This window comes from Kaistella sp. PBT33-4 (assembly GCF_029194425.1).
Taxonomy (GTDB): Bacteria; Bacteroidota; Bacteroidia; order Flavobacteriales; family Weeksellaceae; genus Marnyiella.
Genome location: NZ_JARFYL010000002.1, coordinates 187,036 through 211,685, shown reverse-complemented (window position 1 = coordinate 211,685; position 24,650 = coordinate 187,036). Strand labels below are relative to the sequence as shown.

Here is a 24,650-nt window from a genome sequence, read left to right as displayed (position 1 = left end):
AAATGAATAAAACGTTACTATTGAACCTGCTGGTATTTTTTTATATCATTTTTTATAAAATTTCAGCAGGATTATTTCTAAATTTAGGAATTGTTATCGGAACTTTAATGGAATTTTCTGTAATTCCTTTACTGATCTTTACCTCTGTGCAACTCATTATAATAGCTCACTATTGGAAGAAGGAAACGTTCAGATTCAGTTCACCGAAGCTGTATGTGTTAATTATCAACATATTTTCCCTTATTCTATTGGTTTTAGAATTCTATAATCCATTCTAATATGAAAAACCTCACAATATTTTTTCTTTTACAGACTACACTTTTTTTGGCTCAAGAATTCAAATTACCCTATGAAATTGGTAACGGCAACCAAACTACTACCTACGCGGATATGCTGGACTTTTACAATGCTTTGGACAGAGAATCTGAGAATATATCAATTGAAAATTTCGGACAGGATGATAACGGCGAGCCCATCAAGGTGGTGGTTTTCACGCCTTCCAATAACAAAAACCTTCCGGTACTTCTCATCAACAACGGTATTCATCCCGGAGAACCCGATGGTATTGACGCTACAATGATGCTTATGCGGGACCTTGCCACAGGAAAGATCCAGTCAAAAAATTTAAAAGTGGCGGCGGTGCAGTGCTATAATATTTCCGGTATGCAGCGTCGCGGCAAGTTCAGCCGTGTAAATCAGAACGGTCCGGAAGAGTACGGTTTCCGAGGCAATGCCCGCAATTATGATCTGAACCGGGATTTCATTAAGAATGATACAGATAATGCCAAAGCATTCCAGCAGCTCTTCCATCACTACAAACCTATTTACTTCATTGACAATCACGTAAGTAACGGTGCCGATTACCAATATCTGTTCACCTATATTTCTTCGAATAAAGAAAGACTGGGTAAGACGTTAGGAAATTATCTCCATACCAAAATGCAGCCTGTTTTAATGCAGCAACTTGAAGCCAGAGGAATTCTGACTACCCCTTACGTCAATATTCACGGCGAGGCACCAGACAAAGGTTTTCCCGCTTTTATGGACTCGCCGCGGTATGCCACAGGTTATACAGCACTGTTCAATACAATGGGTACCGTGGCAGAAACACATATGTTAAAGCCTTATACGGATCGGGTTAAGGCAACCTATGAATATATGCTGAGCTCGCTGGAATATGTGGGTAAAAACCGTTCGGAAATCCAGAAGAAGATGGCTGAAAGTGCCGCGGAGCTAAGGCCGGGAAAGAAGTATACACTTCGCTGGAAACTTAGCGAAAATAAGCACAGACTGCTCGATTTCAAAGGATATGAAGCCCGGCAAAAGAGAAGTGCCGTTTCGGGAACACCCCGCCTGTATTACGACAGAACCAAGCCATTCAACCGTAAAGTTAAATTCTTCGACGAATACAGTTCCGAACTTCAGGTTACTGTCCCAAGGTATTACGTGGTACCCAAATCTGAAAGAACAGTTATTGGACATCTTAAAAGAAACAGGATACAGATGCGGGAGTTACACCGTGACTCTGCAGTAATGGTCGAAATGTATACGATTGTAGATTTTCAGACCGTCACGAGTCCTTACGAAGGCCATTATCTGCATTACGATACCCAAACGAAATCTGAGTTTATGAACATCAAAATAAACAAAGGTGATTTTTTGGTACCCTGCGCGCAGGAAGGAGTGAAATATCTTCTGGAGACGCTGGAACCCGCGGCCACCGATTCCTTTTTTAACTGGAACTTCTTTGATGCCATTTTGGGACAAAAGGAGTATTTTTCCGATTATGTTTTCGAAGATACCGCGGCAGAACTGCTAAGCAATGATACCGTTCTGAAAACGGCATTTGAAATGGAGAAGGTCATCAACCCAAAATTTGCCAAAGACCCCCGCGCGCAGTTGGACTGGATTTACAAACGATCACCGTATTTTGAGCAGACCGTAAACCGCTATCCTATTTTCCGTTTGCCTTAGCTCACAGATTTTCATTAAATTCATTTTATGAACTGTAAAATCTTGCTGAGTGTACTGTGTCTGTTTTACGTAAGCAGCCTCATATTAATGTCAGCGGTTAACTATACACCTGCGGAAGAAACCGCAATTGTACTTCAGATTATTGTGGAACTTTTTACGATACCGATAATTTTGGCTGTAGTGGCACAGGCAGTTATCTACGGAATTCTCTGTTTCAGGAAAGGGAAGGGCAGAAGGTCAGGGTTTTTAGCCCCACTGATAATCAATCTGATTAGCCTGCTCATCATGATTGTTGCCACACTCGCGGGAATTTAGAGAGATCTCTTCGGACGGTTTTTTTTAAGTGCATACTCTGCATTAGCGATGGCGCGTTTTTCCTTCCAGTCCATATATCTTTTTTTGAAAAGTCTTTTCATGAGGTTATCGAAGTTTCGCTGAACAGTCAGGTTGATAAGCGAACGTGCCTTTACAGCCAGCGATCTGTCCCAGGCCCGCAGTGAAATGGAGAAACTTCCGTCCAGATACTTCATCCAGTGCCAGTAGCCCGTAGGCATAAAAAGGGTGTCACCGTGCTCCAGGTAGCATTCTATACCTTCCACGCCATTCAGTGCCGGAAATTTTTCCAGATCCGGGTTTGAAATGTCGAAATCCTCCATTGCGTAGGTCGCAAACGGCATCTTATACAGCCGTTTTTTCCATTTATTCTCAAAAAGTAAAATATGTTTACGGCCGTTAAAATGCGTATGGAAAATATGCGCCAGGTCTATATCGTAATGGAGGAAGGTTACGGAACCTTTACCCCCAAAGAACATGTTTGGGTATTTATCCAGAAAGCCGCCCATAAGCTCTTTTGGAGCGATAAAATCACGCTGTAGTTCTGGGGACGCTTTAATAGGGTCAAAAAGGAATATACGGAGATCAGTAGGTTTTTCTTTAATGAGATCCAGATATTTCCCGAACAGCATTTTTGTGGCCGGAGCATTGATGGGCGCCGCAGGATCTGCTTTGGAGGAGTCATGCAGTGGTACCTCAATATCACCAATGGTTTCTTTCAGATAATCCAGCGTCCATTTTTGATAAGCGGGCCAGTTGCGGGCCATATTGCGTATGACAACAGGTTTTCTGGGCTTGAGGTACTTGGTATAAAATTCCTCTTTAGTGATGTCTTCCACTACATCTATCGGCTTATATATAATGCCCATTTCTTATATTTTGACGGCTAAATTATTAATTTATTTGGCTGGCCACTTACATTTATGCGCATGCCTCTTTGTGACATTCCCACCAACCGGCTGCAGGGAGATGTAACAACTCGTCAAAATCCATTACTAATGGCTTAAAGCTAATTTATGAAAACAAAATTCTTCTTTTTCCTGCTGCTGTGCTGCTCAGTAATCACTTTTGCACAAAAAACCATTACCGGCAAAGTTAAGAACTCGGAAGGTGATGCAGTTCCAAGTGCCAGCGTAACCATAGAGGAAAAAGGGAAGGATGCCATCATTGCATATGCCATTACCAACAGTAAGGGAGAGTATAAAGTTACTTTTACTTCGGCAGATTCCAGTGTGGACCTGAAGATCAAAGCTTTCAATCACAAACCGGTTACACAGAGCGTACAGAATACCACCCAGAACCTGGACTTTACCTTAAGCGCTGAAGCCACAGAAATTGAGGAGATACAGCTTAAAACCCGCCTTATTACCAAGCGGGGCGACACCATTTCCTATGACATTCAATCCTTCGACACCAAAAATGACCGTACTTTAGCTGATGTTCTTAAAAGAATGCCGGGAATAGAGGTGAATAAAGACGGCTCCATTCTTTATCAGGGGCAGCCACTGTCCAAATTTTATGTGAACGGCAAGGACCTGATGGAAGGAGGTTACGGTGTAGTAAACAATGCGCTTCCTAAAGATGCGGTACAGAAAGTTGAGGTGCTGGAGAATCACCAGCCTGTAAAAATACTTCAGGATAAAGTACCGTCTGATCAGGCGGCCATTAATATTAAACTGAAAAAACAAGTCACGATGACGGGGCGTGGTGAAGTAGGAGTCGGAATATCCGATCCTGCCATCTGGAATGTAAAGCTGACCCCGATGTTCTTCGGTCAGAAAAACCAGTGGGTGGTAAACTACAAAACCAATAACACAGGGGAAACCGTGGAAAATGAAGGAAATATGTTCGCCATGGGGAACCGTTGGGAAGGTCGCCGCAGCAATGCCTCGCAAAACAGCTGGCTGGCTGTGGAGCGCGCCTCTGTGCCTAATTTACCGGAAAAGAGATATCTGATGAACAATATCCACTTCCTGAGTGCCAACCTGCTTACGACACCTTTTAAAAATAAAGAATGGGAACTTAAGGCAAATGCCAGTTATGTAAACAACGCTGTAGAACGGGAATCTTATGAGGAAACCTTTTTTAAAAAGGAGAACTTCACCGAAGTTAGTGTAAGGGACAATAACCTCTATACAAATAAGGCTAAAGGTGAACTTATCTTCACAAAAAATGCCAAGCAGGGATTCTTTAAAAATGTAACCAGCTTTAACCAGTTCTGGAATGAAGACCGTGCCGCAATCAGTTTACAGAACTCACTTGATAACGCACTTAACAAGGATTCCCGCCAGTCCTTGAGTTCGCCTACATCATCATTTCAGAACTCACTGAGTACCATCATACCGCTGAAATCCAAAATGCTGAATGTAATGTCTTACATCAGTTATCAGGACGATAATCAGCTTTTGAGGGTGGCACCTGGCAACTACGTATTTTATCCTGAAGAGATTTCAGGTTCCGGTAATATACCGGTCGTACAGAATCTGTTTGGAGATTTTGCCACAGTTACTCAGGACTTTGGTATGAAAACTCTTGAAGCCAATCATTCCGCCACAATGGGATTCACCAAAAAGTTCTGGACCTTTACACCGGAAATCGGATTCAATTATACCAGCAACAACCTGGATTCTGAAATTCTGGAGCTTGCCAATTCAGCCTCCAGCCAGCGACGCGAAGAATTCACCAATGACCTGCGTTTTAGCCGGGCGGTGCCGTATGCCGGGCTGGGTGTTAACTATAAATCCGAGGCCTGGACGGTCGGAATCCAGTTGCCGGTTAATTACAATATGATCCGGGCTGAAGATGCAGCACGTATGGTAGACAAAAGTTTTAACCGGACAACATTTGAACCTTCCGGCTTTGTACAGTACTCCTTTGCCTCCTTTTGGAAAGCTGCTGTAAGCGGTAACTGGAATTACAATTTTGCGGCCATAGATGATTTATACGCGGGAATCCTGATGTCGCGCCCTACCTCTTTTTCAGCAATGAACCCTGCAAATCCTCTTTCCGAAACAGAATCAAAACGCGTGGGTTCACGTTTGGAATACCGAAACCCTTTAAATAACCTTTTCTTCAATGTGAATTACAGCCTTTCGCAAACGGACCGTAATCTGATTGCTGATGTGAACAGGGGGTTTGGATTGGGAATCATCAGTTATATTGAACAGGATAACCGGACGGTAACCAATTCCCAAAGTGCAGAAATAGGGAAATACTTTCCAAAATTCAAATCGAACCTGTCCCTGTCTTTCCGAAATTCTGCTTCTACCTCCGACAATGCACGGGGTGGCCAGATCTTCGAGAATAAAAACTCAACTCAGAACCTTACCTTTAAACTTAACAATGCTTATTTCTCCTGGATGACGCTGGATTATAATTTCACCACCGGGTGGGGTAAAAACCGCAGCAGCATTGGAGATTCAGAGACTGACAGCTTTAACCATAATCTGGCTCTTACGCTTTATCCGGTGGAAAACCATTCCGTAACCCTGAACTGGGACCAGCTTAACTACTCAAGCGGAGCGCAGAATTTTATAAACGGCTTTTATGACCTGACCTATCAGTATGCCTGGACAGCAAAAAAGGTTGATTTTGAACTGAAATGGCTTAATATTGCCAATAAAAAGGTTTTTGAAAGGGTTTTTGATGATGCTTTCACTTATTCCTTTGAACAGATCAGGATTCGTCCGAGCCAGGTGATGGTTGCTGTTAAGTTCAACTTTAAATAACACCTATCTCATGAGAACGCTTACCCTTTTCCTGCTTCTTGTTTCGGTAATGACTTCGGCACAGCTCAATAGGTTTATCTACGAATATTCCTTTCGTGCCGACTCTACCAGGAGGGACAGCCTCAGGACCGAATGGATGTATCTGGACGTGGACGATAAAGCATCAAAATACTACAGCAAAACGGCATTTGATGCGGATTCCATTATGAACGACAATTTGAAGAAACAGCTGGCTGCAGGAATGGGTAATATTTCCATTTCCAGACAGAATTATGGTGATGCGGTGAGGTATAAAGTGGAGAAAAGTCATCCGTCCTATAAGACTGTTTTAATTACCGAAATAGGCAATCAAAGTTACAGGGTTACAGAAGACCGCGCAATCAATTGGAAAATCAGTTCAGAAAATAAACAGATTGGGGAATTCAAAGCACAAAAAGCCACAACCCAATTTGCCGGCCGAACTTGGACGGCATGGTTTACTCCCGAAATTCCCATTCAGGAAGGTCCCTATAAATTCCATGGATTGCCCGGACTTATAGTTGCCGTGGAAGATGCCACAGGAAGTCACAGAATGGAACTGAAGGCAGTGAAGAAAGTAGCGGCACTTCAACAGGAAATTTTGGATACCAAAGGCCGGGAAATTCCGCTGCTGGCCCGCCAACCCCTTGATGTAAGCCGCGCTCAGTATGTGAAACAGCTTAAGCAGTACGAAAACGATCCTGTACAGGGCATGCGTGAAATGCTGAACCGGCCTAATTCCACAGTTAAAATTAATGTGAATGGAACAGAATTCACTGATCCAAAGGATATTTTAAAGGTGATGGAGAAAAGCGCACGCGAACGCTTGGCATCCAATAATAACAAAATTGAGCTGCAACCTTAAAAAAAAAGCCCGCGCAGGGCTTTTCTTCGTTTAAAAGGTTTCATGATCTGCACTTGGTCCGTAACTTCCCGGCAGCGGAATTTCAAGCAAACGGTAGTATACACCCAGTTGAGCGCGGTGGTGCGTAATTTGGTTCAGGGCATGCCGTATGGCTTCATATTTACTGAAGTTGGCAATCAGCTCTTCACCCATGCTCATGCTCCAGCTGCCTTCCAGATCTTCTTCATCCATGCTGTTCAGTGTAGTTATGCTTTTTTCATATTCGGTTTCAAACAGTTGCTCAAGTCCAGCTTTGTCCGTCAGGACTGCAGGCTTATAATCTCCTGAAGCAAAATCCAGATTATCTGTAGTCATCATAAAATGCGGCCAGCCGAATATTTCAGCCAAATGAGTAGCCAGCGGCATCATCTTCATGCTTTTTTCGTGAGGCGCAAAATCGTTTTTGCCGTCCGGAAATAGGGACAGAAATTTTTTTGTAGTCTCATACTCCTGCTTTAACTCATTTCTTAGGTTAGGTAAGGTTTCCATAAGTTTTTTGCTTAAAGTTAAAAATTCTGAAGCGAAAGAGTTTACTTTCTTTTATGATTTAATTTGTAACATTTGGCCAGTCTGCTACACTAATAAAGAAACATTGTGAAATGAAGAGATTATTCAGCTTATTTTTGGTAACCGCATTCTTTGCGCTTAACGCTCAGCAGACCGCCAACCGCTTTTTCTATGAACTGACCTTCAAACCGAAGAAGGATTCAACTCGTACAGAGAAAGTTATGACAGCTCTTGATATAGTAGCAGATAAATCCATCTATCAGGATTTTACCGTACCGGCACAGGATTCACTGATTAAGCTGGAAGTGGAGGCAATGGAGAAGAGTGGTGCCTGGAAAGACATTACCAAGTCCATCCGTATGCCCAAGTTTACCCATAAGGTACAGAAAACTTATCCGGACATGAAGGTTACCTATTCTGACCAGATCAGCATGAAGAGATTTGGCTACGAAGAAACTGCCAAACTGAACTGGACCATTTTGCCTGAAAAGGAGAAAGTGGGTGAGTACAATACTCAGAAAGCAACAACAGAGATGGGTGGGCGTAAATGGACTGCCTGGTTTACGACAGAGTTACCTTTCACAGACGGGCCTTATAAATTTGCGGGCCTACCGGGACTGATTGTAAAGGTGGAGGACAGTAAGAAGGATTACAGCTGGACACTAAAAGGAAACAAAAAAGTAAACAACTGGGAAGAACTTTCCTACGCCGAAAAGCTGAACTCAAAGTATGGAATGAGTCAGAATGTGGTGCTTGTGGCCAGGGATAAATTCGAGAAATCGCTTGAGAACTTTAAAGCAGATCCTATGGCAGAGATGCGTCCTTATATGACTCCTGAGATGATGGGCCGCAAGATGCCGGGCTCAGACAAAACTATTGGTGAATTCATTAAAGATCAGGAAAAGTTTGCCAAGGATTTCTATGGTTCAAACAACAATCCAATTGAGATTCCGGCAACTGGCGGAAAGAAAAAATAACATATTAACTTCATTATAATTGGAAAGTCCGGTACACTTGTAAGCCGGGCTTTTTTTTTGATTACAAGTCGCCTCAATCACGCAATCCTTATTTAGATTAAATTTAAATAACGTATATTTGCACTAAAATTTACAGGCTTGAAAAACGATCTTTCCAACAAACTTTGCTGCTTCCCGCGTAAGACCTCCGGGAAGATTGTGGAATATGATAATGAGCATCTGGAGATGCCCGGTAAAATCATTGAAATGGGACTTTTGCCCGGAACTGTTTTCCGCATTTTGTACCAGGCACCCTTCCGCGGTCCACTGTATGTAGAGTTTGGAGAGGAAAAAAGCCGGATTGCACTTCGCCAGGAAGAGGCACGCTTCATAATTGTGGAATCCCTTACAGATTGAAATGCAAACTCCCCCAGAAAAGAAACAGGTCCTGCTCGTTGGTAATCCCAACGTAGGTAAATCAACAGTATTTAATGCCCTGTGTAACCGTCAGCAAAAAACAGGTAATTACGCGGGTGTGACCGTAGCCAGCCACTCAGGTAACTACATCTTTGAAGGCGAGGAAATAGAGGTGATAGATCTGCCCGGCTCTTACAGCATTTATCCCAGTTCCGAAGATGAAGCTATTTTTGCCAAGTTCCTGATAGACGAAATCCAAAATTATTCCGGTGTAATCTATATCCTGGATGCCATGAATGTGAAGCGCGGTCTTTTGCTCTTCCGGCAGATTCAGGATTTGGGCGTACCCCTTCTCATGGTGGCAAACCAACTGGATGAAGCCGAAAGACGCGGCATTGCCATCAATTTTGAGGTACTTGCTCAGGAACTGGATGTGAAGATACTGCAAACCAATGCCAAAGAGAGACATGGTATTGTCGAACTACGGGAGGCTATCTACCGCAATGAATTTAAGGTAACCCATTCTGCCTCCTTTGAAATTCCGCTGGAACAGCGCGAAACCGTTAAGAGAATTGCGGCACAAACTACAGAAAAAAATGAGTACAAGGTCTGGACTCTGCTTTCCTCCGGAACCTATATGGGCAAACTGGACTCGGTGCACGAGCAACTGAATCTCAGCGAAGACAAATGCATAGTCCCCAAACGGCTGCAGACTCAGGAAACCATCCGCCGCTATCAAAGCATTGATAAAACCGTTGCAAAAGTACTTTCCGAAAAACCCCAGCTAAAAGAATTTCTTACAGAAAAACTCGACGCTGTGTTGGTTCACCGCTTTTGGGGTTATGTATTCTTTACAGCTATATTGCTGCTGATCTTCCAGATGGTCTTCTTCATGGCTGAATATCCCATGAACTGGATCGACAGCGGTTTCGCCTGGCTTTCCGAAACCGTAGCCGGCCTTCTTCCGGAAGGACCCCTGAACAGCCTTCTGGCCGAGGGTATCATTCCGGGACTCGGAGGAATTGTCATATTTGCACCACAGATTGGAATATTACTGTACTTCCTGTATTTGCTGGAGGATTCCGGTTATATGGCCAGGGTAATTTTCCTGATGGACCGCTTCCTTAAGCCCTTCGGCTTGAACGGTAAAAGTATTGTTCCGCTGGTTTCCGGGGTTGCCTGTGCTATACCGGCTATTATGAGCACCCGGAATATTGAAAATGTAAAAGAACGGCTTATAACGATACTGGTTACTCCTTTCATGACCTGTGCGGCCAGACTGCCGGTGTACAGTATCATCATTGCGCTGGTCATTCCAGAAGGCAACTTACTGGGCATTGATTACAGAGCGATCGCACTAATGGCCATGTACCTTCTCGGGTTTGTGGCCGCACTTCTATCCGCTATTGTTTTGAAAAAGGTGATCAGGCAAAAAAGTAAGACTTTTCTGATTATGGACCTGCCGCTTTATAAGATGCCTCTCTTTGGCTATGATTTTCGGCTGGTGCTGGGCAAAGTTTGGGATTTTATAACAGGTGCAGGTAAAATAATACTTGCCGTAAGCATGATACTCTGGGTAATCAGTTATGTGGGACCGGCCCGGAACGAAGGTGAAATAGTTGCCACCGATGTCCATCTGGATCACTCTTACCTTACCAAGGTAGGGCAGGCCATAGAACCGGTGTTTGAGCCTTTGGGTTATGACTGGAAAATGGGCGTTTCCATTATTACAAGTTTTGCGGCACGTGAAGTGTTTGTTGGGACAATGAGTATGCTGTACAGCATGGACGATGATACCGAAGAAAAAAAGATTATTGATAAGATGCGAAACGATGTACGGCCCAACGGTGAACCGATCTTCACACTGGCTACCGGAATCTCGATTCTTCTATACTATGCCTTTGCCATGCAGTGTATCTCTACCATTGCAGTGGTATACCGCGAAACAAAGAGCTGGAGGTGGACCTTGATCCAAACTGTAGCTATGACCGGCCTGGCTTACATTGTGGCATTTATTGCATATCAGATTTTAAAATAATATAATGGAAACCACTTTGCTCATACAGTATATTATTATTGCAGTCCTGCTGGTTGCAGCCTGCATTTATATCGTTAATGTATTCCGCAGGAAGTTCGGCATGCGAAGTAAGGGAAGGAAGGAAAACAGCTGCGACTCCGATTGCGGATGCGGATAATCATGTCGGTTATAGGATTTGACGCGGAAAGTGACTCATTGCCTGTGGATAACTGCGCCTTTCTATTCCCTGTGGAATTCCTATTTTTGCAAAGAACTTAAAAACACAGATTAATGTCCTTGATTAAAAGCATTTCCGGTATCAGAGGTACCATTGGAGGTAAGGTAAATGACAATCTTACACCTGTTGATGTCGTAAAATTTACAGCTGCTTTCGGGACGCTGCTCCAGCGTTCTCACAACCGAAAAGACCTTACGCTGGTCATCGGCCGCGATGCGCGTATTTCCGGTGCCATGGTAAATTCCCTGGTTACGGCTACGCTTCAGGGACTGGGAATACATGTAGTGGACCTGGGACTGTCCACAACACCTACGGTGGAGGTAATGGTTCCTGAGCTGCAGGCGCATGGCGGAATTATCCTTACAGCCTCGCACAACCCCAAGCAGTGGAACGCTCTGAAATTACTCAATGCCAAAGGCGAATTTATTAATGCTGATGAAGGTGCTAAAGTACTGAAGATCGCCGAAGAAGAGGATTTTGAGTTTGCTGAGGTGGATCATTTGGGAAAATATGAAGTCCGTGAAGACGCTTTTGATATCCATATACAGAAGATTCTTGGATTGCCAATGGTAGATGCAGAGGCTGTTAAGGCCAGAAAATATAAAGTCGTGCTGGATGCCGTGAATTCAACTGGAGGCATCTCACTTCCGCCGCTATTGGAAAAATTAGGCTGTGAGGTCGTAAAACTCTACTGTGAACCTAACGGACAGTTCCCGCACAATCCTGAGCCCTTAAAGGAGCACCTGACAGATATCTGCGAGCTTGTTATCAAGGAAAAAGCAGATCTGGGAATTGTAGTCGATCCCGACGTAGACCGGCTGGCATTGATCGATGAGAACGGGGAAATGTTTGGTGAAGAATACACCCTGGTTGCCGTTGCCGATTACCTGCTGAAGCATACTCAGGGAGTGGCGGTTTCCAACCTTTCCTCAAGCCGCGCGCTTAGGGATGTGGCAATGACCCACGACTCACAGTATTTTGCGAGTGCCGTTGGTGAGGTTAATGTGGTGAACCTGATGAAGGAGAAAAACGCGGTGATCGGTGGTGAAGGAAATGGCGGAATCATCTACCCGGACCTGCATTACGGCAGGGATTCTCTGGTGGGGGCAGCGCTGTTCCTTACGCATCTTGCGAAAGAGGGTAAGACGGTTTCAGAACTCCGTGCCGGCTATCCTGCCTACTTCATGGGCAAGAAGAAAATTGAACTTACCCCCGGCATAGATGTGGACGCACTTTTAACAAAGATGGAAAAAGAGTATCAAAATGAAGAGGTTTCCGTGGTAGATGGTGTTAAAATTGATTTTAAAGAAAATTGGGTGCACCTTAGGAAGTCTAATACAGAACCTATTATCCGTATCTATACGGAAGCGAAATCCCAGGAAGAAGCGGACCGTTTAGGAGATGAGATGATAGCAAAGATCAAAACGCTGATCTAAGGTCAGCAGTGATAAGTATAATTAAATGTTCAGTCAAAGTTTGGAACCCGGTTTCATACATTGGTTGGACTGCACATAAAATAAGTGGAAGAATTTTTTGAAAACGAACTTGCAAAAAAGTTCGAAGATATGATAGAGAATAATGATGAGTATTACTTCGACAGTGAGGAGCTGGAAGATATCATTATATACTATCTGGAACTTGGTGACATCTCCTACGCAGAGCAGGCCGTGAATTTTGGTCTGAAACTGCATCCCAATTCCATTGAGATTAAAACCAAGCAGCTGGAGGTTCTTCTGGAACTTGAAGATTACAGTACCGCCCGCCATTTAATTGCCGAGCTTTCTGAATCCTGTATGGACAGTACGGATTTTCTGGTGTGCTGTGCCAAATATTATTCTAACCTGGGGAATCCCAGAAGAGCAATTGAATATTGTGAGAAGGCTTTGAAACTGGAAGAGGAGCAGAATTTCCTCCATAACTTCATTGCCGATGAACATGTAAATCTGCAGGATCCCTTCAGCGCACTGAAGCATTATAAACTTGCCCTAACTTTTGATCCTAACGACGAGTATTCTTTTGAAAACTGTCTGGTCTGCCTGAACGAACTCAAGAAATATGAGGAGGCTGTGGAGTTTATGAATTCCTACCTGGACCGTTTTCCCTTCTCGGAGACCGCATGGTATGAGTATGGACAGTTTTTCTTCAACCGGAAGAATTATGAGGAGGCAATTAAAGCTTTTGACTATCTGCTTGCGATCAACTCGGGTTCGGTTAATGTTTACGGAAACAAAGCTGCCTGTCTTGAAGCGTTAGGGAAGTATGATGAAGCCATCAAAGTATATCAGGAAATGCTTGAAGTTGAGTTTACGAAAGCCTTCACCTATTATAAAATCGGTCTCTGCTACCGTGAGCTTAAACAGCCTGTACAGGCACTTGCTGCCTTTCAGAAATCCATGGTGGAAGACCCGCAGTTCTATCAGTCAATGATGGAGCAAAGTTATATTTACGAGGAAATGGGCGGAATGAAGGAAGCGCTGCATTTTGCAAAGGAAGCCACAGCACTGAATGAAAATAATCTTGATTATCAGAAAAGAATGGCTTTCCTTTATATTGAATCGGGAAGGTTTGAGGAGAGTCTTAACTGTCTTAAAAAACTCGTGACCCAGGAACCCGAGAGATTTTATAACTGGTATGCATATTCAGAGGTTTTAATGCTGTTGGGTGAATACGAGGAGGCCATTACACTTTTGGACAGGGCTGTTTTGAAACATAAAAGGGCTGAGCTTTACTATCAGCGAAGCAACTGCCGGTTTCATCTGAATGATGAGAAATCCGGCCGCGCAGACCTGGAGAAAGCGCTTGAACTGGATGAATCCATTGCAGAAGATATGCTCCAGAAATACCCGTTTATGAAGGATGAGGTAAAAAAGGTGAAAGCCAGAAAGAAATAGATGAGAACTAATGAAAGGGCAGATCTTATATCTGCTCTTTTTTGATGAAGAACGGTGATATACGTCCGCCCGGATTACCTCAGTCCTGCGCGGAGCCGGATTTTTTCTACAAACTCAAAAGCGGCAGGACAGATCAGAGTATTCCGGATGGTGAGGTGATTGATCTGATATATCTTTTTCCGGTCCGTATGCGGAAATTCCCGGCAGGCTTTGGGCCGCACTTCATAAATGGAGCAGGTATTGTCGGCATTTAGGAACCAGCAGGGCAGCTTTTGCAGCACTTTGTCGCCGTCTTCGTCGGTCCTCAGATATCTGGACTCAAAATCTGAGGTTTTCATCCGCAGATGTTTTGCGATACGTTCGGTGTCTTTGTCGGTGAATAGCGGACCGGTAGTTTTGCAGCAGTTGGCACACTGCAGGCAGTCTACCCGCCGGAAAACCTCATCGTGCACTTCCTGCACCAGGTAATCCAGATTTTTGGGTGGTTTCTTTTTAAGGCTGTCCAGCGTTTTCCGATGTTCTTTCTGCTTCAAAGACGCCTGATTTTTGTAGAATTCCAGATCCATGCTGCAAAAATACGTCATATTTATTTCGGAAGTGGATATAAAGCGCAACCTGCGGCCGCGATAGGAGCGGCTACCCCGCAGGGAGGCGGCGCAGCGAAGCGGCGCCGCCGACTGAGGAGTAATAGCGCATAGCGCGAAATGTCCGCCCAAAAAACAAGTAGTGACTGCAGTCATATTCCGACTGTTTTAAAAGCCGTAATTTTACCGCATGAAAAAGTTAGAAAGCAGGGAAGATATTGAATTCCTTGTAAATACATTTTATGATAAGGTTGGCCGTGATGAAACCATTGGGTTCTTTTTCAGTGATGTGGCAAAGGTAGACTGGAGCCACCACTTACCTAAGATGTACGCCTTCTGGGAAACGCTTTTGTTTGGCCAGATTTCCTACAAAGGCAATCCAATGGCCATGCATTTCCCTATAAATGAAAAAGTGGCTATGGAAAAAAGACACTTTGCACACTGGATAAAACTGTGGACGGAAACCGTGGAGGAAAACTTCAGCGGCGAAATGGCGGACCTGGCCATTTATAAAGCCACAAACATTGCGAATCTTATGGGACATAAAATGGAAATGGCCCGGAAGCTATAGCTTTTCAGCCAGTCGGAGACGGTATAAATAAAGAGGTGACCCATCAACTCACCTCTTTATATTTTGTACTGATATAGTTTTTAGTTTAAGGAACTATTACGTAAAAGATGTAGGCTGCAAGGTTCACCAGCAGCACAGCGCCGTAAAGGTGATTTGTTTTTCCGCGGCTCAGCGACAGCATCACCGTAAACACAGACAGCGCCAGCAGGATAATTGATTTCATATCCAGGCCAAGCACAAATGGGATATCATAAATGATGCAAACCACCGAGATGGCGGGAATGGTGAGCCCAACACTGGCAAGCGCGGAACCCAGGCCCAAATTGATTGAAGTCTGTATTTGATTGTTCCGTGCCGCGCGGATGGCAGCCAGTCCCTCCGGTAGCAGTACCACCGACGCAATAATGACACCTACGAGTGCCCGCGGCGCACCCACCGTCTTTACAAAATTCTCGATAACGGGTGAAAGTCCTTTTGCCATGAATATCACTACAGCCAAACAGATAATTAACAGGAGCAAGCTGGAAATGGTCTTGAAGTTAGAGGGCGGGTCGGCCTCATGCACTGTTTTATCAGCTTCTGCTACAACAAAGTAATTCCTGTGACGGACCGTCTGGAACATCAGAAAGGAGCCGTAAATTACCAGACAGGCCAATGATATAAAGACGAGCTGCGTTTCTGTATAAAACGGCCCGCGTACGCTGGAGGTATAATTGGGCAGGATGAGTGTAAGAACAAGTATAGCAACAAGACTTACGAGGTAGGTAGTTGCAGAGCTGCGCATAAAAAACTGCTCCTTATATTTCATACTTCCCGCTACGATGCAGACTCCCAGAATACCGTTCAGGATAAGCATAACGGCTGCAAATACCGTATCCCGGGCATAGGTCATGGCTCCTTCGCTGCCTGAGAGCATAAATGAGACGATAAGACCAACTTCCAGAATCGTAATACATATTGCCAGTATAATGGTGCCATAAGGTTCGCCCACGCGGTGAGCCACAACTTCAGCATGATGGACAGCTGCCAGAACGGTTCCGAACAGCAGGAACGCGCCAATCACATTCGTAAAAATTGATGTATTTAATATGCCGCTCAAGTAGAACAGCGCGGAAATAATTGGAAAAAGAACAGTCCAGTGAAGTAAATTTCTGAATTTCATAAAGTGACGATTTTCACAATTATACAAATTATCTATTTTATTTCAAAATATTTTAGATAAAACAAATCAAAAATCCTGTATTAACTTCCAAAGGTGATAATCCTGAAAATCCGTAAACATATGAAACAGGAGACCGACTGCAAAAACACGGTAAACTCCTTTAAGGAAAACAACGCCCAAAAAATAAACCGCGACCATAGGGTAGGAATGTAAAATATGAAAACCCACACTGCTCCGGTCAGGATCAAAAACGGGATTAGCCAGCAGATGATCCAGGTCTACCAGCATGGTGGCAATCATTATTAGGTAGGCCTTGCGCCAAAAGGGCTTAAAAAAGGTGATGGCCAGAAAAAATGGGAATACGAAATGCAGGAAATAGTGAACCGAACTTCGCAGCCAATACAGGTATTCCATCATATCCGTCCTTTAAGAAAATCCTGCCTGATGCTCTCATCCAACTTCTCAATCGCATACCGCAGCGTAGTCCGGGGCATTTTTCTATAATGCTTCTTCAGGAAGTCCAGCAATTCAGCTTCATTCTTACCACCCATTTCCCGCAGCAGCCAGCCGTTTGCCTTATGCATTAAATCGTGCGGATGGTTAAGGTTTTTCAGAACTAACTTCTTCATAAGGTCAAATTCACCCCGTTTAACGTAGTGCATGGTTGAAACTACTGCCATGCGCTTGCTCCATAGGTCATCTTCCGTGGCAAGGTCTTCAAGAATATGGTGATCTTCTTTATCGAAGCAGTGCCGGCCCAGGATTTTATAGCATGAATTGTCTACCAGATCCCAGTTGTTGATATGTTTCCTGTGCTGAAGATAAAAGCTGACCATCGCCTCTTTTTCACCACTACCTTTTGACTTTTCAAATTTTGCGACCAAAATCAACAGGGCGCAGTGACGGTGTTCGTGGATTTCCGAACTTAAAACTTCAGACAGTTCCTCTACGGATATCTTATCCCGAAATTCTTTTGCAACTTTTCGCTGGTCCGGCACGGTTACGCCTATAAACTGATCGCCCTCAGCATATTCTCCTTTTCCGGCTTTAAAGAAGCGCGGGAAGAATGCTGCCTTTTCAGGAAGGGCAAGGTCTGCCAGCGCCATTTTTATTTCATCTGCAGCACTCACAAGAATAACGGATACTTAGTTATTAGGATCGGTTTCATCTTCAAAATATTCGAAAAGCAAATCATTATACGGGAAACGCGAGATATGAATTTTCAGCACTTCGTCATAAATCATCTTTTTCATTTCCTCAAAATTCTCTTTGGTAAGTGCGGATATAAACACGGTCGGATACTTCGATTTGGACATCCACGTCTTTTCCCATTCCGCAAGGGAGATGTTTTTTCTGGATTCAGGTGTCAGGTCATCCTCCTCCTTTTTTTCATAGCTGAAGTCATCAATCTTATTGAAAACCATGATCATCGGTTTCTGATGAGCATTGATTTCCATAAGGATCTGGTTTACAGAGGCGATGTGATCCTCAAAACTATCATGCGAAATATCGACTACATGAATGAGCAGGTCGGCTTCCCGAACTTCGTCCAGTGTTGATTTGAAACTCTCAACCAACTGTGTGGGTAATTTGCGGATGAATCCAACCGTATCTGTAAGCAGGAAAGGCAGATTGCCTATAACCACTTTCCGTACGGTAGTATCCAGGGTGGCAAAAAGCTTGTTTTCTGCAAAAACATCTGATTTGGAAAGGGCATTCATCAGTGTGGATTTCCCCACATTGGTGTAACCCACCAAGGCTGCCCTCACCACTTTGCCGCGGTTATTACGCTGGGTGGACATCTGTCTGTCTATGGTCTTTAATTTTTCCTTAAGCAGCGAGATCCGGTCTCTGATAATCCTTCTGTCCGTCTCAATTTCCGTCTCCCCGGGCCCACGCATTCCAATTCCCCCTTTCTGTCTTTCCAGGTGAGTCCACATACGGGTCAGGCGAGGCAAAAGGTATTGATATTGTGCGAGTTCTACCTGTGTCCGGGCATAGGAGGTCTGCGCGCGCTGCGCAAAAATGTCCAGGATCAGGTTGGTGCGGTCCAGAATTTTTACTTCGATTTCCCTTTCCAGGTTTTTAAGTTGCGAGGGAGAAAGTTCATCATCGAAGATTACGGTACCAATCTCATGCTCCTTTACATAGTCGCGGACTTCCTGAGCCTTCCCGCTGCCTATGAATGTTTTGGAGTCAGGCTGGGTAAGTTTCTGGGTAAAACGCTTCACAACCGTAGCACCGGCGGTATGAGCCAGAAATTCCAATTCATCCATGTATTCAATCAGCTTGTCTTCTTCCTGCTGTTGGGTTATGACGCCTACCAGCACTGCATTTTCGTACAAATGTTCTTTATTTTCCAGCATATAGTTTACTTTATTAATGTAGAATTACAAATTTAGTTTTTTTCGCCGTTATAAATCAGCCTGAGGACCACGAGAACCGCAGTGGCACCTACCGCGATGCTGTTGGTAACCATCATGGAAATATGGTCCTGCAGGATTCCGTACCAAAGCCAAAGCGCAGAGCTTACAATACCTATGATGCAGGTGAGGAGGGAAATTTCTTCGGCCGATTTTTCCCTAAGTATCTTGATGATTTGTGGAATAAACAGAGCGGAGGAAAGTCCGCCGGCTATAAAGCCGATGATTTCAGGATTAATTTCCATGGTTTTTCTTAAAAAGGTGCTGATTATTCTCCGGAAACGTGCCATTTTCGTACCATCGGGCAGGCGTTTATAATAAAAGCATTAAATTAGCAGCCTTAAAATAATTTTTAAAAATGAAAAGAATATTTTTATTGTTAACCTTCATGCTCAGCTTCGTACAGATGCGTGCTGATGAAGGTATGTGGCTGATGATGCTGATCAAGAGGCTGAACGGACAGGATTTGCAGAAAAAGGGACTTAAACTTACTGCAGAAGAAATCTATTCCGTAAATCAGGCCAGCCTGAAAGATGCCATCGTGCAGTTTGGTGGCGGATGTACGGCTGAGATTGTTTCCAGAGAAGGTCTGGTGTTTACCAACCATCACTGTGGTTACGGTCAGATTGCAGCACTGTCCACTCCTGAAAAGGATCACCTGACCAATGGTTTCTGGGCAATGAAGAAAAGTGAGGAACTTCCTGCCAAAGGGCTTTCCGTACGTTTCCTGGTTCGCATGGACGATGTGACCAGCCGAATCAATGCGCTGCTTAACAACCAAATGTCGGCGAAGGAAAGAAGGGACATCATTGATGCAGAATACAAAAAAATACAGGCAGAGAATTCTGAAAACGGTAAATATGTAGTAAGTGTAAAGGATTTCTATAACGGGAATGAGTTCTACTATTTTGTGTATCAGGATTTCAAGGACGTTCGTCTTGTTGGAACCCCACCTAACTCCATCGGAAAATTCGGCGGCGATACTGACAACTGGGAGTGGCCTAGACATACCGGCGATTTCTCCGTTTTCAGAGTATATACTGATGTAAACGGAAACCCTGCGGAATATTCTCCAAACAACATTCCGTTCAAGCCTAAACACCACCTTCCTGTTTCCATAAAGCCTATTAAACCGGGCGATATGGCAATGATTGTAGGTTACCCCGGCCGTACCAACCGTTTTATGACTTCATACGGCATTGACCAGCTGGTGAATAAAGATTATCCGGGTTGGGTAGATGCTTCCAAAGTGGCCATGGATGTCATGAAGAAATATATGGACCGCGACCAGGCTACGAAACTTAACTATGCTTCACAGTATGCTTCTGTAGCAAACTACTGGAAAAACAGAGGTGGTACCATCGAATCTGTAAACAAAAACGGAACGATTGAAGACAAACGTAAAGTTGAAGAGGTTTTCCAGGCGTGGGCTAACAGATCTGAGAATAAGGATCTTTACGGAAATGTGCTCGCCGATATGCAGGATTATTACCGCAAGACTTCTGCCAGAGGAATTGAGCGTAATTACGCAGCACAGATGACGAGAAACGCCAAGTATCTGTCCTTCGCTACCGGTTTCGGTTCTATGTTCAAAAATTATATAGCTGAAACAGATGCTGCGAAAAAAGCGGAGATGAAGAAAACCATTGCAGACCGCATCAACGCCAATTATGAAAAATTCAATCCTGCCCTGGAACAGGAAATGCTTAAAGAAATGGTGTCACTGTACCGTGCTAAGGTCAGAAATGAAGCAGGAGCTCCGTCCCTTCAAACCATTAATCCTGAGCTTTTGGATGAGGTTGCTAAAAACTCCATTTTTGCCACCAAAGCTTCAGCAATGGCTTTCCTTAATAATCCGGATGCCGAAAAGCTGAACAGCGATGCGCTTCTGAAAATTGCCAACGGCTATACTGCCGATTCCCGGGCCACTGCAGAACGCTATACTTCTTATGACGATAAATTCAGCGACAGCAACCGTCTCTTCTTCGATGGTCTTCGTAAGTCACACCCTAAGCAGGAATTTTACCCGGATGCCAACTCTACAATGAGAATAACTTTTGGAAAAGTGGCCACACTGCCGGTACGCGATGACAGAGATTATAACGGCGTTACCAATAACTTCTATACAGACCTGGACGGTATGGTGAAGAAGTATAAGAAAGGTGATGAAGAATTTGACCTGCCTCAAGAACTGCTTGATATGGCTGCCAAAAGAGATTATGGTCAGTATGCTGATCCTGCAGGTTACCTTCCCGTGAATTTCCTGTCTGATAATGACATTACCGGTGGAAACTCCGGTTCCCCAATCATGAATGGTAACGGCGAACTTATCGGTCTTGCATTCGACGGTAACTCTGAAGCTCTTTCCGGAGACATCGTATTCGAAGAGGACTGGCAGAAAACAATTAACGTAGATTCACGTTTTGTTCTGTGGGTTATCGACAAGCTTTATGGCGCCGGTCACCTGTTGGACGAAATGACAATTGTAAAATAAGAGTTTACTTCCAAAATCATAAACCGCTGATTATTTCGGCGGTTTTTTTATTTATAACTACTTTAATTCCAATCCAAACCTTAAAATTTTCAAAATTTTACTACTTTAGCGACGCTAAATAAATCTAACAAATGAAAAGAATATTTTTACTGTTTACATTCCTTCTGAGTTTTGTGCAAATGAAGGCCGATGAGGGAATGTGGCTGATGATGCTGATTAAAAGACTCAATGGAGTAGATATGCAGAGACAGGGGCTTAAACTGACCCCGGAAGAAATCTACTCTGTCAATAATTCATCTCTAAAGGATGCTATCGTAAGCTTTGGAGGCTTCTGTACGGGTGAAATCGTTTCCGACCAGGGTTTGATCTTTACCAACCACCACTGCGGCTATGACGCGATTGCGGCTGCTTCCACTCCTGAAAAAGATTTCCTGAAAAACGGATTCTGGGCAAACCGCCAGAACGATGAGTTCAATGCTAAGGACCTATACGTAAGGTTCCTTATCCGTATGGACGACGCCACACAGAGAATCAATTCAAAACTGAATAACGATATGACTGCCGAGCAGCGCAAGGCAGTTATCGATGCTGAGTACAAGGCAATACAGCAGGAAAATTCCGAGAACGGGAAATATACGGTTGTAGTAAAGGATTTCTTTAACGGCAATGAATTTTACTATTTTGTATACCAGGATTATAAAGACGTTCGTTTGGTAGGTGCACCACCTTCCGCACTGGGTAAGTTTGGGGGCGATACTGATAACTGGGAATGGCCAAGACATACGGCAGATTTTGCCGTATTCAGAGTTTATGCGGATGCTAAAGGCGCACCTGCCGAGTACAACCCGAAAAACGTTCCTCTGAAACCTAAGCATCATCTTCCTGTATCCCTTAAAGGAGTTCAGCCGGGTGATTTCTCAATGATCATTGGTTATCCGGGAAGAACCAACCGTTATCTGACTTCCTTTGGTATTGAGAAAATGATCAGAAGCGACTATCCGGCCTGGGTAGAAGCCTCAAATCTTGCCATGAAGGTAATGAAGAAGTATATGGACAGCAATAAAGCTACACAGCTTGATTATGCTTCGCAGTATGCCAATGTAGCCAACTACTGGAAAAACAGACAGGGAACCATTGATGCGGTAATAAAAAATTCAACCATCGCCGAGAAGCAAAATGAGGAAAGAAAGTTCCAGGATTGGGCTTCCTTACCCGGCAACAGCATGTACAGCGGTCTACTGCCCAATATCCAGGTTTATTTCGACCAGATAGCCAACAGAAATGTGGAAAGAATGTACAGCGGTATACTGCAGATGAATGCCAAATATATTACGATTCCGTTCCAGCTGGGCTCACTTTTCAAGGTTTATGCAGCGCAGGACATCAATAACAGGATTGCGATGAAACCTCAGTTGGAAGAGGCGGTTAATGAACTTTATGCGGATTTTGATCCGGAGCTGGAAGGTGAGATGCTGAACTCACTCGTGAATCTGTATCAAAACAAGGTGAATAAGGATGTGGCCTCACGTACTTTGCTGGCTCAGGCCTCCGAAACGCTTTCTCTGCAGGCGCATTCTTCTGTTTTTGCCAATAAGGCTTCTGCTGTTAATTTTATACTCAATCCGGACGCCCTTAAGCTGGATGCAGATCCGCTTTACAAACTTTCCAATGCTTATATTACTGATGTGAGAGCCCTGGGAACCCGTTTTGCAAAAGTGGAAGCCAATTTTGCCAAAAACAACAGACTGCTTATGGACGGCTACAGAAAAGCTTTCCCAACCAAGGTATTTTACCCGGATGCTAACGGAACAATGAGACTTACCTACGGTAAGGTGGACCGTTTGCCACAAAGACCGGACAGAAACTACGACGGGATTACCGATAATTTCTATACCGATATGCAGGGGCTTGTAAACAAGTACAAGGAAGGTGATGAAGAGTTTGACCTTCCTAAAAAAGTGATGGACATGCATGCCATGCGTGATTACGGAATCTATGCCGATGCTGCAGGTTACCTGCCGGTTAACTTCCTGACAGATCACGATATCACAGGTGGAAACTCAGGATCACCGGTTATTGATGCGGAAGGTAACCTTATCGGAATCGCATTCGACGGTAATTCTGAAGCTTTATCCGGCGATATTGTTTTTGAAAAGGATTCCCAAAAGACCATCAACGTAGATATCCGGTTCGTGATGTGGATTATTGATAAATATGCAGGGTCCAAAAGGCTGGTGGATGAAATGACTTTCGTAACCAACGAACATCCTAAACCAGTGAAAGGCAGCGAGCTTACGAAGAAAAAAAGATAATTTCAAAGCAAATACCTCAGATAAAAGGCTTCCTCTACCGGGGAAGCTTTTTTTGTAGCTTTGATATAATTATTTTTCCTTCAGCATACAGACTGAACAGTAATTATTTAGTTAAATCTAGTGAACATGGACTACCAAACCTATGAAACGGCGCGGCTGCGGCTGCGGCTTACAAATGCGGGTGATGCGGAGTTAACGCACAGGCTCTATAATACCCAGGAATTCCTTCAGTTCGTTGGTGACCGCAGCCTGAATACGGCCGAAGATGCTTTGGAATATCTGAAAAACAGAGCCTTTCCTCAAATTGAAAAATTAGGCTATGGCAATTATACAGTAATCCTGAAGGAGAATGGAGAAAAAATAGGCAGTTGCGGACTTTATCACAGAGAAGGCGTAGCGGTAGTGGACATTGGTTTCGCTTTACTCCCGCAGTATTATGGCCGGAGCTATGGTTATGAAGCCGCCAAAGTTATACTTGATGCCGGATTCAGAGATTTTGGACTGCAAGAAATTTCAGCACTGACAGTTCAGGAAAATCTAGCTTCCAGAAAACTGATTGAAAAACTTGGACTCACCTTTAGGAAAAAATTGTTTATCCCCAATGATCCTGAAGAACTTCTTTACTACCTGATTACGAAAGAGGAATGGCAGAGCCGTGCTTAAAATATACTTTCAAGACTTCCGGCTGCCACACCAGCTAATGCGAGCACATATACCGCAAGCATCATTATAACGATAATTCCTATAAACTTGTAATGCGACCTCAGATAGCCAAAACAGTCTTCAAGTGCCATCTCATCATCTGAAGCGACAGCACGTTTGGCCCGCCCTGAAAAGAGAAAGAGGTAGTACAGCGGGAAAAAGTAGAATAAGGCCAGCAATCCGTAAATCAGCATGATTACTGACCCCTCAAATGGTCCCATCGATAAACCCGAAAAAGAACCAAACAAAAGTGCCGAAAGTACAACTAATGCCTGCAGGCCCACCAGTACCAGACCGAGTAGCGAGAGGAATCGGGCCCAGCCGGCAGCCTCGCTTAAAAATTTTTTTGCCTGAGAATTTAATCGTAGTTCCTTTTGATCATTAAATGTCGATTTTAGTTCCATAATTTATTTCTTTTT

At 43.9% G+C, this 24,650-nt stretch carries 23 protein-coding genes; 14 read left to right on the top strand and 9 right to left on the bottom strand.

Annotated elements, in window-relative coordinates:
• Window positions 1–279 precede the first annotated feature (279 nt).
• Entirely contained in the window at window positions 280–1,974 is a 1,695-nt protein-coding gene (locus tag P0M11_RS03945) for a M14 family metallopeptidase (RefSeq protein WP_275624550.1), read from the top strand.
• Window positions 1,975–2,001: 27 nt separating this feature from the next.
• Window positions 2,002–2,289, top strand: coding sequence for a hypothetical protein (locus P0M11_RS03940; protein WP_275624549.1), 288 nt, complete (start codon window positions 2,002–2,004; stop codon window positions 2,287–2,289).
• Here the strand turns inward: P0M11_RS03940 and P0M11_RS03935 are convergent.
• Complete coding sequence (locus P0M11_RS03935) at window positions 2,286–3,176, bottom strand: cupin-like domain-containing protein (protein WP_275624548.1); 891 nt, start codon at window positions 3,174–3,176, stop codon at window positions 2,286–2,288. The genes P0M11_RS03940 and P0M11_RS03935 overlap by 4 nt on opposite strands.
• A gap of 147 nt (window positions 3,177–3,323) precedes the next feature.
• Here P0M11_RS03935 and P0M11_RS03930 point away from each other — a divergent pair, with 147 nt between their 5' ends.
• Together P0M11_RS03930 and P0M11_RS03925 are read left to right on the top strand one after the other, a co-directional pair.
• On the top strand, window positions 3,324–6,035 hold the full coding sequence (locus tag P0M11_RS03930; RefSeq protein ID WP_275624547.1) for a carboxypeptidase regulatory-like domain-containing protein: 2,712 nt from the start codon (window positions 3,324–3,326) through the stop codon (window positions 6,033–6,035).
• A gap of 10 nt (window positions 6,036–6,045) precedes the next feature.
• Window positions 6,046–6,918, top strand: coding sequence for a GLPGLI family protein (locus P0M11_RS03925; protein WP_275624546.1), 873 nt, complete (start codon window positions 6,046–6,048; stop codon window positions 6,916–6,918).
• Window positions 6,919–6,948: 30 nt separating this feature from the next.
• On the opposite strand, the gene P0M11_RS03920 is transcribed toward P0M11_RS03925, so the two are convergent.
• Window positions 6,949–7,446, bottom strand: a complete 498-nt coding sequence (locus P0M11_RS03920) for a DinB family protein (protein ID WP_275624545.1) — start codon at window positions 7,444–7,446, stop codon at window positions 6,949–6,951.
• 110 nt (window positions 7,447–7,556) lie between these two features.
• Between P0M11_RS03920 and P0M11_RS03915 the strand changes: the two genes are divergently transcribed.
• The 6 genes from P0M11_RS03915 (at window position 7,557) to P0M11_RS03890 (ending at window position 13,983) form a co-directional block, all read left to right on the top strand.
• On the top strand, window positions 7,557–8,441 hold the full coding sequence (locus P0M11_RS03915) for a GLPGLI family protein (RefSeq protein WP_158065242.1): 885 nt from the start codon (window positions 7,557–7,559) through the stop codon (window positions 8,439–8,441).
• Between the two features lie 138 nt (window positions 8,442–8,579).
• The gene (locus tag P0M11_RS03910; RefSeq protein WP_158065240.1) at window positions 8,580–8,837 is read left to right on the top strand and encodes a FeoA family protein; all 258 of its coding nucleotides are present in this window, start codon (window positions 8,580–8,582) and stop codon (window positions 8,835–8,837) included.
• A 1-nt stretch (window position 8,838) separates the two neighbouring features.
• Window positions 8,839–10,875, top strand: coding sequence for a ferrous iron transport protein B (feoB, locus tag P0M11_RS03905; protein ID WP_275624544.1), 2,037 nt, complete (start codon window positions 8,839–8,841; stop codon window positions 10,873–10,875).
• Window positions 10,876–10,879: 4 nt separating this feature from the next.
• Window positions 10,880–11,032, top strand: a complete 153-nt coding sequence (locus P0M11_RS03900) for a FeoB-associated Cys-rich membrane protein (protein ID WP_275624543.1) — start codon at window positions 10,880–10,882, stop codon at window positions 11,030–11,032.
• Window positions 11,033–11,145: 113 nt separating this feature from the next.
• Entirely contained in the window at window positions 11,146–12,528 is a 1,383-nt protein-coding gene (gene glmM, locus P0M11_RS03895) for a phosphoglucosamine mutase (RefSeq protein ID WP_275624542.1), read from the top strand.
• Window positions 12,529–12,612: 84 nt separating this feature from the next.
• Complete coding sequence (locus tag P0M11_RS03890; RefSeq protein ID WP_275624541.1) at window positions 12,613–13,983, top strand: tetratricopeptide repeat protein; 1,371 nt, start codon at window positions 12,613–12,615, stop codon at window positions 13,981–13,983.
• 74 nt (window positions 13,984–14,057) lie between these two features.
• On the opposite strand, the gene P0M11_RS03885 is transcribed toward P0M11_RS03890, so the two are convergent.
• Window positions 14,058–14,549 (bottom strand): YkgJ family cysteine cluster protein, encoded by a 492-nt coding sequence (locus tag P0M11_RS03885; protein ID WP_275624860.1) that lies wholly within the window; start codon window positions 14,547–14,549, stop codon window positions 14,058–14,060.
• Between the two features lie 208 nt (window positions 14,550–14,757).
• Between P0M11_RS03885 and P0M11_RS03880 the strand changes: the two genes are divergently transcribed.
• Window positions 14,758–15,138, top strand: coding sequence for a group III truncated hemoglobin (locus P0M11_RS03880; RefSeq protein ID WP_158065232.1), 381 nt, complete (start codon window positions 14,758–14,760; stop codon window positions 15,136–15,138).
• Between the two features lie 85 nt (window positions 15,139–15,223).
• Here P0M11_RS03880 and P0M11_RS03875 read toward each other — a convergent pair whose 3' ends face one another.
• From P0M11_RS03875 to P0M11_RS03855, 5 genes are all read right to left on the bottom strand, one after another.
• A complete protein-coding gene (locus tag P0M11_RS03875) occupies window positions 15,224–16,300 on the bottom strand; it encodes an ionic transporter y4hA (RefSeq protein WP_158065230.1) in 1,077 nt (358 codons plus the stop codon).
• 66 nt (window positions 16,301–16,366) lie between these two features.
• Complete coding sequence (locus P0M11_RS03870; protein WP_345774351.1) at window positions 16,367–16,717, bottom strand: DUF6122 family protein; 351 nt, start codon at window positions 16,715–16,717, stop codon at window positions 16,367–16,369.
• On the bottom strand, window positions 16,714–17,406 hold the full coding sequence (locus tag P0M11_RS03865; protein ID WP_275624858.1) for a DNA alkylation repair protein: 693 nt from the start codon (window positions 17,404–17,406) through the stop codon (window positions 16,714–16,716). Before P0M11_RS03865 ends, P0M11_RS03870 begins: the two co-directional genes overlap by 4 nt.
• A 39-nt stretch (window positions 17,407–17,445) precedes the next feature.
• Window positions 17,446–18,666, bottom strand: a complete 1,221-nt coding sequence (hflX, locus tag P0M11_RS03860; protein ID WP_275624540.1) for a GTPase HflX — start codon at window positions 18,664–18,666, stop codon at window positions 17,446–17,448.
• Window positions 18,667–18,698: 32 nt separating this feature from the next.
• Complete coding sequence (locus P0M11_RS03855; RefSeq protein ID WP_275624539.1) at window positions 18,699–18,968, bottom strand: SemiSWEET family transporter; 270 nt, start codon at window positions 18,966–18,968, stop codon at window positions 18,699–18,701.
• Between the two features lie 113 nt (window positions 18,969–19,081).
• Between P0M11_RS03855 and P0M11_RS03850 the strand changes: the two genes are divergently transcribed.
• From P0M11_RS03850 to P0M11_RS03840, 3 genes are all read left to right on the top strand, one after another.
• Window positions 19,082–21,217, top strand: a complete 2,136-nt coding sequence (locus P0M11_RS03850; RefSeq protein WP_275624538.1) for a S46 family peptidase — start codon at window positions 19,082–19,084, stop codon at window positions 21,215–21,217.
• 131 nt (window positions 21,218–21,348) lie between these two features.
• Entirely contained in the window at window positions 21,349–23,529 is a 2,181-nt protein-coding gene (locus P0M11_RS03845; RefSeq protein ID WP_275624537.1) for a S46 family peptidase, read from the top strand.
• Window positions 23,530–23,655: 126 nt separating this feature from the next.
• Window positions 23,656–24,192 (top strand): GNAT family N-acetyltransferase, encoded by a 537-nt coding sequence (locus P0M11_RS03840; protein WP_275624536.1) that lies wholly within the window; start codon window positions 23,656–23,658, stop codon window positions 24,190–24,192.
• Here the strand turns inward: P0M11_RS03840 and P0M11_RS03835 are convergent.
• Window positions 24,189–24,635 carry a hypothetical protein gene (locus tag P0M11_RS03835; RefSeq protein WP_275624535.1) on the bottom strand — a complete coding sequence of 149 codons (447 nt, stop codon included), beginning with the start codon at window positions 24,633–24,635 and terminating at the stop codon, window positions 24,189–24,191. The genes P0M11_RS03840 and P0M11_RS03835 overlap by 4 nt on opposite strands.
• Between the last annotated feature and the right edge of the window lie 15 nt (window positions 24,636–24,650).

Excerpts from the sequence above, each read along its gene's own strand:
- P0M11_RS03945 (WP_275624550.1), top strand. The coding sequence starts at position 280 with ATGAAAAACCTCACAATATTTTTTCTTTTACAGACTACACTTTTTTTG.
- P0M11_RS03940 (WP_275624549.1), top strand. The coding sequence starts at position 2,002 with ATGAACTGTAAAATCTTGCTGAGTGTACTGTGTCTGTTTTACGTAAGC.
- P0M11_RS03935 (WP_275624548.1), bottom strand. The coding sequence starts at position 3,176 with ATGGGCATTATATATAAGCCGATAGATGTAGTGGAAGACATCACTAAA.
- P0M11_RS03930 (WP_275624547.1), top strand. The coding sequence starts at position 3,324 with ATGAAAACAAAATTCTTCTTTTTCCTGCTGCTGTGCTGCTCAGTAATC.
- P0M11_RS03925 (WP_275624546.1), top strand. The coding sequence starts at position 6,046 with ATGAGAACGCTTACCCTTTTCCTGCTTCTTGTTTCGGTAATGACTTCG.
- P0M11_RS03920 (WP_275624545.1), bottom strand. The coding sequence starts at position 7,446 with ATGGAAACCTTACCTAACCTAAGAAATGAGTTAAAGCAGGAGTATGAG.
- P0M11_RS03915 (WP_158065242.1), top strand. The coding sequence starts at position 7,557 with ATGAAGAGATTATTCAGCTTATTTTTGGTAACCGCATTCTTTGCGCTT.
- feoB (WP_275624544.1), top strand. The coding sequence starts at position 8,839 with ATGCAAACTCCCCCAGAAAAGAAACAGGTCCTGCTCGTTGGTAATCCC.
- P0M11_RS03900 (WP_275624543.1), top strand. The coding sequence starts at position 10,880 with ATGGAAACCACTTTGCTCATACAGTATATTATTATTGCAGTCCTGCTG.
- glmM (WP_275624542.1), top strand. The coding sequence starts at position 11,146 with ATGTCCTTGATTAAAAGCATTTCCGGTATCAGAGGTACCATTGGAGGT.
- P0M11_RS03885 (WP_275624860.1), bottom strand. The coding sequence starts at position 14,549 with ATGGATCTGGAATTCTACAAAAATCAGGCGTCTTTGAAGCAGAAAGAA.
- P0M11_RS03880 (WP_158065232.1), top strand. The coding sequence starts at position 14,758 with ATGAAAAAGTTAGAAAGCAGGGAAGATATTGAATTCCTTGTAAATACA.
- P0M11_RS03875 (WP_158065230.1), bottom strand. The coding sequence starts at position 16,300 with ATGAAATTCAGAAATTTACTTCACTGGACTGTTCTTTTTCCAATTATT.
- P0M11_RS03870 (WP_345774351.1), bottom strand. The coding sequence starts at position 16,717 with ATGATGGAATACCTGTATTGGCTGCGAAGTTCGGTTCACTATTTCCTG.
- P0M11_RS03865 (WP_275624858.1), bottom strand. The coding sequence starts at position 17,406 with ATGGCGCTGGCAGACCTTGCCCTTCCTGAAAAGGCAGCATTCTTCCCG.
- hflX (WP_275624540.1), bottom strand. The coding sequence starts at position 18,666 with ATGCTGGAAAATAAAGAACATTTGTACGAAAATGCAGTGCTGGTAGGC.
- P0M11_RS03855 (WP_275624539.1), bottom strand. The coding sequence starts at position 18,968 with ATGGAAATTAATCCTGAAATCATCGGCTTTATAGCCGGCGGACTTTCC.
- P0M11_RS03850 (WP_275624538.1), top strand. The coding sequence starts at position 19,082 with ATGAAAAGAATATTTTTATTGTTAACCTTCATGCTCAGCTTCGTACAG.
- P0M11_RS03845 (WP_275624537.1), top strand. The coding sequence starts at position 21,349 with ATGAAAAGAATATTTTTACTGTTTACATTCCTTCTGAGTTTTGTGCAA.
- P0M11_RS03840 (WP_275624536.1), top strand. The coding sequence starts at position 23,656 with ATGGACTACCAAACCTATGAAACGGCGCGGCTGCGGCTGCGGCTTACA.
- P0M11_RS03835 (WP_275624535.1), bottom strand. The coding sequence starts at position 24,635 with ATGGAACTAAAATCGACATTTAATGATCAAAAGGAACTACGATTAAAT.